Source organism: Collimonas arenae, assembly GCF_000786695.1.
Taxonomy (GTDB): Bacteria; Pseudomonadota; Gammaproteobacteria; order Burkholderiales; family Burkholderiaceae_D; genus Collimonas; species Collimonas arenae_A.
In genome coordinates this window covers 2,232,345-2,245,653 of the sequence record NZ_CP009962.1, presented here as the reverse complement: position 1 = coordinate 2,245,653, position 13,309 = coordinate 2,232,345, and the positions used below count along the sequence as shown (strand labels likewise).

Here is a 13,309-nt window from a genome sequence, read left to right as displayed (position 1 = left end):
ATTGGAAAGTGCGGCGCTGCGAGCCGGCTTACGCTTTTACATCATCCTGCGTACTTGGCGAGGTCGCCTGCCCTGCCGCCTCAGGTTCCATATACATCATTTCCCATGCGTGGCCGTCCAGATCGTGGAAACTATCGCTGTACATGAAGCCGTAATCTAGCGCTTCCTTCATTTTTTCCGCGCCGGATGCACATGCCAAGGCAACCAGTTTGTCCACATGGGCCCGACTGTCACAGGAAACGCAGAGCAGCACTTCAGTCTGTCTGGTCGCATCGCTGATGGGCTTTTTAGCGAACGACTGGAAGAATTTTTCGACCAGCAGCATGACGTAAAGGTTCTCGCCCAATTCCATGCATGCAGCCTGGTCATTGGTGAATTTTGCATTGAAGGTATAGCCAAGGCTTTGGAAGAATGCCATGGATTTCTGCAAGTCTTTGACCGGCAGGTTAACGTAGATTTGCTTGTGCATGATATTGCCTTTCAGGTAATTGTTGAAGATTTACCCTGCGTTGGATACGGAGGCTAGACTGGAGAGGTCTAACTCTCTTACCGGACGTACTTCGATGCTGCCATAACGCGCCGGCGGAATCCTGGAAGCCCAGTGGATGGCTTCGTTGAGGTCCTTGGCGTCGATCAGGTAGAAGCCAGCCAGCTGCTCCTTGGTTTCGGCGAACGGCCCATCCGTCAACGACGTCTGGCCGTTACGTATGCGAATGGTGGTGGCGCTATCGACCGGCTGGAGCGCCTGGGCAGCGACAAAATGGCCGCTTCCCCGCAGTTCCTCGGCGTAGGCGAAACAAACCTTGTCCGGGCAGGAATGCAACTGGTCCGGTGCAAGATAGACGAGGCATAGATAATTCATGGTGATCTCCGATTGATAGCGTTGAAACGGGGTTGACTCCGCGTTACCAGGTGTACATTAGCTAATCGAACAGCCAACGCGGCAATCGACAACGTGCGCAAAATATTTTTTGAATGCCGACCGGCATGTTGTAGCTTACGCCAGCGCGGCCAGCCGGCGGTTCAGGAAACGCCGCTCCGGTTCTTGCTGGGTCAGCGCCAGCGCCCGCACATAGGCGGCGCGCGCCTCGGTAACGTGGCCCAGGCGCCGATGGAAATCTGCTTGCGCTGCGTGCGCAAGATAATAATTTTGCAAGTGGCCGTCTGCGATCAAGTCCTCCACCAGGGCCAGCCCGGCTTGCGGTCCCTGATGCATGGCGACGGCCACGGCCCGGTTCAATGCAATCACCGGCGTCGGCTCTAGCTGCAACAAGGCGTCATACAGGCCAACGATCTGGCCCCAGTCCGTGACATCGGCCCGGCGCGCTTCGGCGTGTACCGCAGAAATCGCCGCTTGCAATGAATAGGTCCCGGCGCGGCCGGAAGACAAGGCACGCTGCACCAAGGCCACACCTTCAGCAATCAGCTCCGCATTCCATACGGTGCGGTCCTGCTCGTCCAGCGGCACCAGATCGCCGCTCTCAGAAGTACGCGCGACACGACGCGATTCGTGCAGCAGCATCAACGCCAGCAAACTCGTAATTTCTGGCTCGGGCAATAACTCCTGCAACAAGCGCGCAAGCCGGATCGCTTCCTGCGACAAATCGTGACGGGTCAGCGTCGCTCCCGACGAAGCCGAATAGCCTTCGTTGAACACCAGATAGATCACACGCAAGACGCTCTCCAGCCGCGCCGGCAATTCGTCGCGGCCGGGGACCTGGTACGGGATGCGAGCATCGCGGATTTTAGCCTTGGCGCGGACGATGCGTTGCGCCAGCGTCGGCGCCGGGGTCAGAAAAGCCTTGGCGATCTCTTCCGTACTGAGGCCACACACCTCGCGCAAGGTAAGAGCGATCTGTGTATCCGGTGCCAGCGAGGGGTGGCAACAGGTAAAGATCAGCCGCAAGCGGTCGTCTTCAAGCTCTTCGCGCTCGTCGGGAGCCGGCGTTTCATCGGCAATCGCTTCGATGGTCTCGGCCACATCGTCATAGGCGGTGAACCTGGCCCGCCGGCGGATGCCGTCAATTGCCTTAAAGCGTCCGGCCGACACCAGCCAGGCAGCCGGCTTGTCGGGAATGCCATCGCGCGGCCATTGTTCGATAGCGGCCTTGAAGGCATCTTGCAAGGCTTCCTCCGCCATGTCGAAGTCGCCCAGCAAACGGATCAGGGTCGCGAACACGCGCCGCGATTCATTACGGTAAATAGCTTCGATCTGAGCGCTCAATGGTGTCGGCATCGTCTCTGGCGGCTGTTTTTTTGCGCAGTGCAACAGGCAACCTGCAGCGGTTTTCAACTGCGTATATGTTCCTTTGGAAAAAGAATGATACATCGAATCAATCTTCGCCCTACCCCCGCAAACAGCAAAACAAGGCGCGATTTAATAGGGCCAATAATGCCCTGATTGGCATTTACAGTGCAGACACACCACAACCGCATGGAGGTAAATATGAACACCCGCGTGACATTGCCAGTCAAATTTCGCCATGCATGTTATGTGCTGGCGCTATGTTTATCCGCAGCCTCAATCAGCGTCTGCGCCGCCACCGAGGAAACAGCCATGAACAGCACGGAACAACGCGCCGAAGGCGCACGCGATTTCGATTTCATCGTCGGCCACTGGCATGTCGTCAACCACCGGCTGGTGGGACGCTTACAAGGTTCGACAAAATGGGAAACCTTTGAAGCCGATCAGGTCGCCTATCCACTGCCCGGCGGCATCGGCGACTACGACGATTTCCAGCCAATCAACTGGCGCCCCGGCTTCGTTGGCATGTCGCTACGCATCTTCAGTCCCGAGACCCGGCTCTGGAGTATTTTCTGGATAGACAACAAGACCGGCGGCCTGGACCAGGCCGGCACGCTGCTGGCGCCAGTTGTTGGAAAATTCATCGATGGCGTGGGCATCTTCGAAGGCGACGACACGCTGGACGGCAAAGTGGTGCGAGTGCGCTACAAATGGTTTGATATCACGCCGAACAGCGCTAAGTGGGAACAGTCGATGTCGGCGGATGGCGGCAAGACATGGGAAGTCAACTGGACTTCCGAACATACCCGGGTAGCCGGGTTGGGAACCAGCAAATAACCGACAGCATAGCGCCGAAGCGGCGGGCTTGACCTTGCCATCCATCATATTAGATAATAATTCCAATATGATGGATAAAGAGGTTTTATGGATATCAACGCCCGTATCGCCGCCCGCGTAAGCGCTTTGCGCCAGGAGCGCGGCATGTCGCTGGACGCGCTGGCCACAAAATGCAATGTCAGCCGCTCGATGATTTCATTGATTGAGCGCGGACAAAGCAGCGCCACCGCCGTGATCCTGGAAAAACTGGCGACCGGGCTTGGCGTCCTGCTGTCTTCCTTGTTTGAAGACCAGCAACCGCAAGCCAATCCGTTGATCCGTCACCGTGACCAGCCTGAATGGCGCGATCCGCAATCGAAATACCTGCGGCGCGACATCTCGCCGCCCAACACGCAATCGCCGATCCGGATCGTGGAAGTACTGTTCCCGGCCGGCGCCAGGGTGGCATATGAAACCGCCGCTCGTGAAATCCGCGTGCAGCAACAGATATGGATGCTGGATGGCAGCATCGACGTTACCGTCGGCACAACACAGTACGCGCTCGATACCGGCGACTGCCTGGCCTTCCCGCTAAACCAGCCTACAGCTTTCCATAACCCCCACAGCAAACAGGCTCGCTATGCGGTCGTACTCAGTACCGATGCGCCAACTACATAAGGAAGCAGTCATGCAATCCGACATACAGATTCATCGCTTATCGTCGCTAGAAGATCCCGCGCAGATCGCGGCCCTGGGCGAAGTACTTGTCGATTGCGTAGAAGGAGGCGCGTCCGTCAGTTTCATGCTCCCCCTATCGCGTGCACGAGCAGAAAATTTCTGGCGCGAGCTTGCCGTCAGCGTCGCCGCAGGCGAACGCATATTGCTGGTCGCGCAAGACCAGCAAGGCGCCGTCCTCGGTACCGTTCAAGTCATCTTGAAGCAGCCGGAAAACCAGCCGCATCGCGCCGACATAGCAAAGCTGCTAGTGCATCGCAAAGCCCGGCAGCATGGGTTAGGAGAGAAATTGATGAACGTGGCAGAACAGGCCGCCGCCAATGCAGGAAAGAGTGTGCTAGTGCTAGATACCGCCAGCGAGACCGCCGAGCGGCTATACAAGCGTCTCGGCTGGCAAGTCTCTGGCGTGATTCCCGGCTACGCCTTGCTGCCGGAAGGCGGCTTGTGCGCAACCACCATTTTCTATAAAAACATCAGATCCAACGTTTGAGGGCAATGAACCGGCGCCACCGACGCACTCCTTTGCCGCCCTCTAGGCTGCAGCTTTTGCCGGCAAAGGCGACATAACACCCGCTGCGAAATTACCTGGATAACAAGCGTCGCGCAGCTTCATGAACGGCGTTTCAACCAACCTGTAAAGCAGCCATCCTCCAGCGAGGCTCAACGCCACAATCAAAGCAACCTCGGCAACGGCGTTGAGACCGGCCCCGGCCAGCATCCTATGCGTGATCATGGCCAGCGGCTTGTGCACCAGATAGATGGCATACGACCATGCCGCCAGTTGCGCCGCACCTGGAATCCGCCAGCGATGCAAGTAACTGGCGGGGCTGAGCGCCGCCGCTACCAACAGCGCGAAGGAGACGGCCAGCAACGAGTAGCCGAAGCCGCTCATGAAGTAGCCGTAGCCATAGCCTTCAATGACATAAAAGTTAACGGCCAGGTAAAACAGCGTCGCAGTCGCTGCTGCTCCGATAAACAATAACGCCTGCCCGCGGCGCAGGATTTTCTGCCATACCACCGGATGAAAATTTTTCAGGAGTGCAACCGCAATCCCGGGCAGGAATTCATCAAATCGGCAAAAACTTGAGTAGTAGACGTTCGGATAGTAGCCGCCGATCGCCCCGTCCGCCTCCCTCCCAAATTTCAGCCACAACAAGCTGCGCAAGCTTATACCCGCCAGCATCAACACTCCCAGCGCAATCCAGGCCAGCCGGATCGACTTGCCATAGCGCGCCGCAATAATCACGATGGCGGGCAGCAAAAGATAAAACTGTTCCTCAATACACAAAGACCAGGCATGCGAAAACGCCGTGCCTGGCTGCAGCCAAAGATTTTGCGTAAATGTCAGAAAGCGCCAGAGCGGCGGCGGCGCGTTCCCGCCCATCAGTGTCGGCAGCAGGAAATACAAACCCAGCACAACATAGAAATTCGGCAGCGTCCGCAAGAACCGGCGTGCGTAGAAATTCTTCAGTGAAAGCTGCTGCCCTTGGACGATGCCGCCAAAGATCTGGTTGCTGATCAGATAACCGCTCAACACAAAGAACAGATCAACCCCGACCCAGCCTATCCTGCTGGCCCAGCCAAAGGTCGCTTCCTGGCTGACGAAACACATGTAGTGATACATGAACACCAGGGAAATGGCCGCTGCGCGCAGCGTATCCAGGCCATTGTTTCTGTGTAATTTACTAGTGGCGGCTTGTGTGATTGGTGACATTGCAACGTGGCAGGAAGGAGTAATTGAAATTATCCGCAACAGTGTCCACACAAAACGCCGGCACAAAGGGGCCGGAAAATTTCGAACAGAATATTGCCGAAAAACAATGCAGTCTACGCCTCCACCTGTTAAGCGTCTATCTGTTCCCCAAAAGAAAAAACCACCGCTAAATTCCGCCTCATACAACGACAGAATCTGGCAGTGGATTTTTCAGCACGGAACCTGATTGCCGTCGCCCATGGACAAGCAGGCATCGGCAGTCAGCCCTCAGCGCCAGCCGCGATGCCAGCCATATTGCGGGTGGTGCCAGCCCCAGCCATAGTGCGGGTGATAAGCCCAGGCATAGCCCGGACCAGGTATCGCATAGGTCGGTGCGACATACACCACGCCTGGTGGCGCAGTGTAAACCGGACCCGCAACTGGAGGCGCTACCACGCAGCCACCCAAGGCAAACGCCACGACCGTAGCGGGGATTAATGTTATGAATTTCATGATATTCCGAGTCCTCATGGATGAGTACAACCATTCACCTAAAGCAAAACTTCACACTCCCTCCGTCCAACGACACTTGTCCCTCGATATTGCCACCCAGAGGAAAGTCTCAATCAAGTAACACGATGATTTCTATGTGAAGACATAAGCGTAAGTTAAGCGCCGTTATTACCGGCTAAACGTTGGAGAACGGTGGAATGATGACGGGAGAGTTGTATTTTTCTGTAACTCAAGCAACAAAGTGGCAGATCAATGTAGTGGTCTAATGTAGCCGGGCATCAATTTAGGCGAGAATACTCGCCAAGGAGAGGTGTTTGATGAGCAAGCAAAGAGGTACGTTTTCCCCCGAGTTCAAGCAGCAGGCTGCAAACCTGGTTGCGGACAAGAACTATCGCCATATCGAGGCGAGCCGTTCGGTTGGCGTCGCCGAGTCCGTTTTGCGTCGCTGGGGGCAGCAACTTCAACAGGAACGTCAAGGCATCACGCCGCAGAGCAAGGCCATGACGCCGGATCAGCAACGCATCCAAGATGCTTGAGGCGCGTATCGATCGCCTTGAGCGCGAGAAGGCTATTTTAAAAAAACTACTGCGCTCTTGATGTCGGAAGGGATCGAACGTACGAGATAATCGACAAGGTTTATCACAACAATCCTGTCGAACTAGTCTGCGCAGTATTCGATGTGCCGCGGTCATGCCTGTATGCGTATCGTGAACGATCTCGGCAACCCAATACCAAGCGCATGGCGCTACGTAGCCGCGTTCATGAATTGTTTGTTGAGAGCCGAAGTTCGGCTGGTAGCCGCAGCATCATAGGCATGATGCGAGAAGATGGTGTCGTGATTGGTCGCTTCAAAGTCAACCGACTGATGGAGGAACTGGGTCTGATCTGCAAGCAGCCTGGTCGCCATGCTTACAAGCAGGCAACCGTGGAGGGGATCGATATTCCGAACGGGCTTAATCGGCAGTTCGTGGTCGATGCGCCCAACCAGGTCTGGTGCGGTGACATTACCTATATATGGGCGCAGGGTTGTTGACATTATCTGGCTGCTGTACTGGACCTGTACACGCGTCGGGTCGTTGGCTGGGCATTCTCGACACGACCAGATGCCGATCTGGTCGTCCAGGCGTTGGACATGGCGCCTACGAGCAGCGCGGCCGTCCTCCAGGTCTGATGTTTCACTCGGATCAAGGTGTCAGTACGCCAGTCGTAAGTTTCGTCAGCGCTTGTGGCGCTATCGAATCGAACAGAACATGAGCCGTCGCGGAAATTGCTGGGATACTCAGTCTATGATGGAGCGATTGTTCAGGAGCTTAAAATCTGAATGGGTACCGAACATGGGCTACATGACGGCACAGCAAGCACATCGGGACATCAGTCACTATCTGATGCAACGATATAACTGGATACGGCTGTATCAGTTCAATGACTGACTCGCGCCGGCGATGGCCGAAGAAAAACTTAACGCGGTGTCCGGAATTACTTGACCACTGCATGCGGAAACGAATGCAGTCCTATTAGGAAATGGCTTAACTTCCTAGAAAGTTAGTATCCACACCAGAATTCTTAGAAGCAATTTTCTTTTTTGGAGTAGGCGAAGATTTTTTGATATTGCCCGCTTTTTCTTTTTCACCGGAATCAAGGCGCAGCAAAGTATCTGCATAAGATATAAACCGACTGAGATAATCCGGCGAGATATCGCGCATGAGCATCAAAGAACGTAACACCAGCATATGAGAATTAATTGGCCCGGCATTTTTTGGCGCCTGTTCCAGTGCTTGTGTTAATTGTTTGTCTGCACTGAGCTTTGACCACGTATTCCTGAAATTCCGTATAGTTTTTAATTCGGTGCGCTGCCCGGTATCCGCACCTCGCTGCCCCTCCGCATTTGCGGGTGAAGATTGTTCAAGCTGAAGCAGCAGCGAATTCAATGATGTGTCTTGGTCGTTTGTTTTCAGGGTGCCGATAAAGCGTTGCAACTCCTTGAAATCACCGGCGGCAATTAGTCGCTGTAATATTTCGGCAGCGTGTGGATACTGCGGCGTGATTTGGGCAATGGTGTCTTTTGCATCGCATTGCGCCTGTTCAAAGCGCTCTCTGAAAGCGATTAGTGCTTGCTTTAACCGGATATCAAGCAGTTGTTTGACGTTTTCCTGATTGACATTTCCACAGTACAGCGCTGCGCGTTTGGCGAGCACTTTAATATAGTGCAAGCGCACAGGGTCAAACCGCTCTGCACCTGCAGCGCTCAGGGATGCGATCTCCAGGTTGAAACCGACAAGCGTGTCCAGCGGCGCTTCTACCGTACCTATATCAACTGTCTCATTAACCACTTCATCCATGGGATGGTATTTTGGTGTCGGAAGTTTTCGGTACAGGCGCCATTTCCACCCGGCGGTTTTGTGCGCGCGATGTATCGTCGCTATTGGGCTTGATCGGATGTTCTGCGCCAAAAGCTGCGGAAAAAACCATGGATGAAGGCATCCCGTCATCGATCAAGGTGCGGGTAACTGTCAAGGCACGCTGAGCAGACAATTCCAGGTTGTCTGCGAAACGGCCACCCTGTATCGGTTTGTCGTCGGTAAATCCGCTTACCATCAGCAATTCATCACGCGCTGTCAGATAAGCGCGTAACGGCATGACCAAGCTATTCAACAGTTGCTTTCCTTCAGGTTGCAACTTGTCTGAATTAAGGGAAAACAGAACCTGACCACTGATGCCTATACGTCCGTTATTCAAAGTGATACGCCCTGTTGCCAAGGGAACCGCCAAGGCTTTTTCCAGACTCATGCGGCGCTGCTCTTCAATCTGACGCCTCTTTACTTCATCCTGCAGGTGCGATGCCAGCTCCATCTGGACGCCTACGACGCCCAGCAATATCAGCATAAAAGCACCCAGCAAGCCCGACATCAAATCGCCAAAAACAGTCCAGACCGGCGCGGTGTGTTCCATGCCAATGTCACTGTCTTCCATTACAGCACCCCTTCAGCAAGTATGGTTTGCTTCGCAGGAAACTGACGCAAGGCTTCAAAAATCTCCTTTTGCGACATCATGCTCAAATCAATGATTTCACGGGCCTGAGACACGTAGTAAGCGAGTTGCTCATTACTTCTGAGCGCAGACTTATCCATAGCTTCTTCTATGCGCTGCAGGTTGCCAATCAACTTTTCATTGGCCTCATTGAAAGAGTGGACAGCAAAACCAAAGGCTTCACTCAAGCTAGATACTTCAACGGCGCTGCTGGTGACGTGTGCCGCAATGTCAGACAATTTAGTCGTTTCGGCCGCAACATTCTCTGAAATTGCACTACTGGCAGCGTTAAGCGCAGCAGCGGAAGAATCCACCAGGGAACCGATCATGGAGCGCTGCTCCAGGGAAGTCTGGTTGATTGCGTTGAGCAGTGTGTTGAGCGTTGCCATAATACGGCTGCGCTCTTCAAGCAGTTCATTGTCGCGCACAACACTATTGGATATTTCCCGACGCAATTGCCCAATTACTTCCGCCGCCGCCCGCGGCGCTTCCGAAGCTGTTTCGATGAGTCGCGTAATCGGTGCTTCCAGTGCTGTACCCAGGGTGGTCAAATGACTTGTCAGCGCTGTTTGTAATTGTCCAAGCCGTTCAACTGCAGCATTGCCACGCAGAGCCTCCTCATCTTTTAGTGCACCCAGTTCGGTACGCAGCATGCTGGCCAATCGATCCATACGCTCACAATGCTGTTCGATCCATTGTGCTTCACTGGCGATACGAGAACGTATCAGTTCTTCTGCACTCGTGATCAACCGCGTTGTCTCGGTAAGCGTATTGGCGGCATTGGTCTGTGACTGTTTGATGATCTCTTGCGTGGTCTGGGTCAAGGTACTGCAAATCTCCCGCTGCTGCGTCAGCGTTTGCAAACTGGTTTGCTGCAATTCGCGGGTGAGCGTTGCAGCCACTGCTTCCAGTGACTGCGTCCATGCTTGCTGTCGCTGTTTGTCTTGTTCTGCCTGTCCGGTTTGCAGGCCGGTATAAGCATCGCCTACTGCAGAAACGAAGGCACCCGAGCGTTGTTCGAATGTGTCTGTGAACGCTTTCAGTGAGCGCCCCATATCCGCAACAATACCGGCACTTTCCTGTTCGTGACTGGCAAGGGCTGCCGTCCAGGTATCAGACACTGTGGTGGCAGTTTTATTGATCTCTTGCGCGGTCTGAGTCAAAGCACTGCAAATTTCCTGCTGCTGCGCCAGAGTTTGCGAACCGGTTTGCTGTAATTCGCGGGTGAGCGTCGCAGCCATTGTTTCCAGCGACTGCGTCCATGCTTGCTGCCGTTGCCTGTCTTGTCCTGCCTGTGCGATTTGCAGACCAGTATAGGCCTCCCCGACTGTGACGATCAATGCACCGGAACGCTGCTCGAAGGTTTCCTTGAAGGCCTCCAGCGAGCGCCCTATATTCAAGCTAATGCCTGCGTTTGCCTGCTCATGGCTGGCGAGCGCTGCCTTCCAGGTATCGGCCACCGTGGTAACTGTCGTGCCGAAACGAGTTGTAAGACCATCGAGCTGAACCTGCACGTTATCGGCCATGCGTTCATGCATCGCCTTCGCTTCCGCCGCGATGCCGCTCATCGCCGCTTCGAACACAGGTTTGATGCTTTCACCAGCAGCCTGAGCGCTCTGGCTCAAACTCGCGCGCAGGGATGTATCCACTGCGTTTGCCAGATCGGTATAGACAACCTTGACTTCGCCATGAAAGCCTTCCTGATTGCTGATCAGGCGTTGGTTCAACTGTTGATTGCGCTCTTCCATCTGCGTCATCATCGCCTGCAATTTATCGACGACTTCGGGCAATGCCTGAGATTGCAGCTGCAACGCCTTGAAGGTTTCCTGCCGCTGATGTGCGAGTGAGAAACGGCGCAACACGGTAGAAATTCTGGTGTCCAATAATTGTGCCGCCTGCATTCTTTCACGTCGGCTTAATGCCGACATCAAACCGAGCATCGCCGATGCGGCAACCCCGGCTACGGAGGTGCCAAACGCGAGCCCCAGTCCTCTAACCGGGACGGCAAGCGCCGAGCGAATCGCCTGAAGATCGATCGTTTTTTCCAATGCAAACACGGCGCCATTAAGCGTAACCACCATCCCCAGAAACGTACCCAGCATACCCAGCATGACCAGCAGTCCAACAAGATAAGGAGTCAGGGCGGGGCCGGGTAAGCCAACACGTTCGCCTTCGATACGCAAACGAGCCGGATTTTGCAGGGAAACATGTATACGGGCCAACCACTCGCCAAGGTCGACAAGGCCGTCTGGAATCGCATTCAGTGCCGTAACCAAAGTTTCACTGGCCTGACGAAACTGGCGCAACTCAAGCGCACCAAAAATATAGACCGCACCAATAATGGCTGTTATTGCCAGAGCCAGAACACTTGAGCCGACAAATCCAACACCGACCCAAACTATTCCCAGTGCTCCCAGGATAAAAATGATTGTAAATAAATGTTTGTTCATTGTATTTCGTTTTTCAACCTAGAAACGGTAATTGGACAGATGTGAGTGTGCATTTCCCGACTCCCTCGCTAGGCGCGATGACGAGGACTATATTCCGCCAAGAGGAGTAACAACGCCAAAGAGTCGGAAAATGGGTAATCATGCCTGTAGCGCACTTCACCATTCGGTCAGCCTTATTAAATCCATAAAACTCAATATTCATATTACTTTCCAGATATACGGGAGCGATCAACTACCGTTTCCAGGTTCAATGCATTAATGAGTCCTCCTGTTGGCTGTAGGCGTAACTCCAGTTCAGCCAGTAGCAGCGTTTGCATGTCATTGCAAAAGCATGCCAGCCACGCTCCCGCTTTCATCCAGTTGGCAGGATTATCAGTTTGATGCGTATCAGCAAGCACCTGCTGGTGCCCGTTAAACAATTGCTCAAAACGTTTTTTGAGAAGAAGCGGTACCGTCGCAAGCAATTTACGCTCGCGCTCACGTAATATCCGCTCAAGAATCACATCCAGATCGGCAAGTTTTTTGAGCTTCGGCGATGTATTAACCAGTACGTCCCGAACATTGGTTCGCAGGGGCTGAATTCTCACCTCCATATCATGCTGATGCGCATCATAAAACCTGCGATATGGTACATAAGCCACAGAAAGATCGATTGGCAGTTCAAGTTTTTGAACAGGCAAGCTTATATGGCTCTTACCCAAACCGGGTGAGCAACTATTCATGATCGAATTCTTCAAATTTGTCTGAATGCGATCAAATTCTTTTCCAATGGCATCACGTGCCACATCCCGCCCTGCCGACTGCAGCTTCGGCAGATTTGCCATGCCGTCATTGTGTACAGCAGATAAAGGAATTGCATCTGTAAAGTGAATCCATTGGCCTAGTTTTTCTGCAAACTCATTTCCGAGCTCGGTAGATTCCACAACAGACATCTCTGTCAGACAACGAATAAGTTGTGAGCTATGGAAATTTGTGCGCAGTGACATATGCGTTATTCCAGTTTTAAATTAAAAGGCAAATTGAAAAATATCTCCCCGCCCCAAGACCAGAGGCACGATAAATTACACGCTAGTTGCTAACAATCCAGTTGGAAAAATTCAGGAACCATTCAACAACGAAGCAAAGCAGGAATAAGCTTTGAAGCTGCTGATCTGGTATGCCGTTCCGCAAACTCAGTGTCACATCCCGTAACGAGTGCAGAATGCCAAAACTCTCTTTGGCGTCCAATTTTCTTGCCTTGTCAAATCGAGATGCGGATTCAAAAACGTATCACAATCAAATTTTTGTCAACACGATAATCGAAAGCTGGCCATTTTAACATCGCGAGTCCGTAAGCGGACCCAATGGGTACAGCCGACGGCTCGAGCCTGGACTTACCCATCACTCTGGATTTGTATAGCTGAAGATTACCAATCACCTGAAGCCCCGCCACCATCGAACCCACCGCCATTGCCGGAATAGTTGCTGCTCCCTCTGCCACTACGGGAATCACTTTCAGAGTTTGAATGGCTTTGTTGCATAAATAATCGCTGTCCGTAATGTCCCTATCTCAGACGGATTTATAACATGGGCATCCCTGCTTTGGTTTGCCACAGTATCCCCAAGTCCTTCCCGGTGCTTTGCTGACACAGTTCGTAACGAACATAAATTTTGTAACTAAGCTAGTCTGTATTGGCTACGGTTTTGGTGATTTATCTCTGTCGAATACCTGGCAAGTGCATCACCAAGGGTAAGGGAGTCAGCTTCCTTAATGGCATCACTGAGGCCTCTCAATAATTGCTGCTCTCGCTGATTAACCCAAAGGACAGCCTCGGCATTTGATGGGAAGGA

12 protein-coding genes and 1 pseudogene are annotated in these 13,309 nt (G+C 53.3%); 4 read left to right on the top strand and 9 right to left on the bottom strand.

What is annotated here, in order from left to right; all coding sequences use genetic code 11:
• Positions 1-28: 28 nt before the first annotated feature.
• From LT85_RS10090 to LT85_RS10080, 3 genes are all read right to left on the bottom strand, one after another.
• Entirely contained in the window at positions 29-469 is a 441-nt protein-coding gene (locus LT85_RS10090) for a VOC family protein (RefSeq protein ID WP_052135026.1), read from the bottom strand.
• A gap of 30 nt (positions 470-499) precedes the next feature.
• Complete coding sequence (locus LT85_RS10085; RefSeq protein WP_038488114.1) at positions 500-862, bottom strand: YciI family protein; 363 nt, start codon at positions 860-862, stop codon at positions 500-502.
• A gap of 135 nt (positions 863-997) precedes the next feature.
• A complete protein-coding gene (locus tag LT85_RS10080; RefSeq protein ID WP_038495762.1) occupies positions 998-2,236 on the bottom strand; it encodes an RNA polymerase sigma factor in 1,239 nt (412 codons plus the stop codon).
• 210 nt (positions 2,237-2,446) lie between these two features.
• Here LT85_RS10080 and LT85_RS10075 point away from each other — a divergent pair, with 210 nt between their 5' ends.
• The 3 genes from LT85_RS10075 (at position 2,447) to LT85_RS10065 (ending at position 4,286) form a co-directional block, all read left to right on the top strand.
• Positions 2,447-3,082, top strand: coding sequence for a hypothetical protein (locus tag LT85_RS10075; protein WP_253273709.1), 636 nt, complete (start codon positions 2,447-2,449; stop codon positions 3,080-3,082).
• Between the two features lie 87 nt (positions 3,083-3,169).
• Positions 3,170-3,739, top strand: coding sequence for a helix-turn-helix domain-containing protein (locus LT85_RS10070; protein WP_038488111.1), 570 nt, complete (start codon positions 3,170-3,172; stop codon positions 3,737-3,739).
• Positions 3,740-3,749: 10 nt separating this feature from the next.
• Positions 3,750-4,286, top strand: coding sequence for a GNAT family N-acetyltransferase (locus LT85_RS10065; RefSeq protein WP_038488108.1), 537 nt, complete (start codon positions 3,750-3,752; stop codon positions 4,284-4,286).
• Positions 4,287-4,328: 42 nt separating this feature from the next.
• On the opposite strand, the gene LT85_RS10060 is transcribed toward LT85_RS10065, so the two are convergent.
• A complete protein-coding gene (locus tag LT85_RS10060) occupies positions 4,329-5,696 on the bottom strand; it encodes an acyltransferase family protein (protein ID WP_253273708.1) in 1,368 nt (455 codons plus the stop codon).
• A gap of 81 nt (positions 5,697-5,777) precedes the next feature.
• Complete coding sequence (locus LT85_RS10055; protein ID WP_038488102.1) at positions 5,778-6,002, bottom strand: hypothetical protein; 225 nt, start codon at positions 6,000-6,002, stop codon at positions 5,778-5,780.
• Positions 6,003-6,319: 317 nt separating this feature from the next.
• Between LT85_RS10055 and LT85_RS10045 the strand changes: the two are divergent.
• Positions 6,320-7,432 (top strand): annotated as a pseudogene (locus LT85_RS10045) (IS3 family transposase).
• A gap of 96 nt (positions 7,433-7,528) precedes the next feature.
• On the opposite strand, the gene LT85_RS10040 reads toward LT85_RS10045, so the two are convergent.
• The 4 genes from LT85_RS10040 to LT85_RS10025 form a co-directional block, all read right to left on the bottom strand.
• Positions 7,529-8,341: a DUF2894 domain-containing protein gene (locus LT85_RS10040; RefSeq protein WP_052135025.1), complete on the bottom strand. Its 813-nt coding sequence runs from the start codon at positions 8,339-8,341 to the stop codon at positions 7,529-7,531.
• Positions 8,334-8,972, bottom strand: a complete 639-nt coding sequence (locus LT85_RS10035) for an OmpA family protein (RefSeq protein WP_038488099.1) — start codon at positions 8,970-8,972, stop codon at positions 8,334-8,336. Before LT85_RS10035 ends, LT85_RS10040 begins: the two co-directional genes overlap by 8 nt.
• Entirely contained in the window at positions 8,972-11,479 is a 2,508-nt protein-coding gene (locus tag LT85_RS10030; protein WP_038488096.1) for a DUF802 domain-containing protein, read from the bottom strand. The genes LT85_RS10035 and LT85_RS10030 overlap by 1 nt, the downstream gene beginning before the upstream one ends.
• A gap of 203 nt (positions 11,480-11,682) precedes the next feature.
• Positions 11,683-12,465, bottom strand: coding sequence for a DUF3348 domain-containing protein (locus LT85_RS10025; protein WP_052135023.1), 783 nt, complete (start codon positions 12,463-12,465; stop codon positions 11,683-11,685).
• Between the last annotated feature and the right edge of the window lie 844 nt (positions 12,466-13,309).

Bases quoted from the DNA above. Each gene is read 5' to 3' on its own strand.
- LT85_RS10085 (WP_038488114.1), bottom strand. From the start codon at position 862: ATGAATTATCTATGCCTCGTCTATCTTGCACCGGACCAGTTGCATTCC.
- LT85_RS10090 (WP_052135026.1), bottom strand. From the start codon at position 469: ATGCACAAGCAAATCTACGTTAACCTGCCGGTCAAAGACTTGCAGAAA.
- LT85_RS10030 (WP_038488096.1), bottom strand. From the start codon at position 11,479: ATGAACAAACATTTATTTACAATCATTTTTATCCTGGGAGCACTGGGA.
- LT85_RS10025 (WP_052135023.1), bottom strand. From the start codon at position 12,465: ATGTCACTGCGCACAAATTTCCATAGCTCACAACTTATTCGTTGTCTG.
- LT85_RS10075 (WP_253273709.1), top strand. From the start codon at position 2,447: ATGAACACCCGCGTGACATTGCCAGTCAAATTTCGCCATGCATGTTAT.
- LT85_RS10080 (WP_038495762.1), bottom strand. From the start codon at position 2,236: ATGCCGACACCATTGAGCGCTCAGATCGAAGCTATTTACCGTAATGAA.
- LT85_RS10035 (WP_038488099.1), bottom strand. From the start codon at position 8,972: ATGGAAGACAGTGACATTGGCATGGAACACACCGCGCCGGTCTGGACT.
- LT85_RS10040 (WP_052135025.1), bottom strand. From the start codon at position 8,341: ATGGATGAAGTGGTTAATGAGACAGTTGATATAGGTACGGTAGAAGCG.
- LT85_RS10070 (WP_038488111.1), top strand. From the start codon at position 3,170: ATGGATATCAACGCCCGTATCGCCGCCCGCGTAAGCGCTTTGCGCCAG.
- LT85_RS10065 (WP_038488108.1), top strand. From the start codon at position 3,750: ATGCAATCCGACATACAGATTCATCGCTTATCGTCGCTAGAAGATCCC.
- LT85_RS10055 (WP_038488102.1), bottom strand. From the start codon at position 6,002: ATGAAATTCATAACATTAATCCCCGCTACGGTCGTGGCGTTTGCCTTG.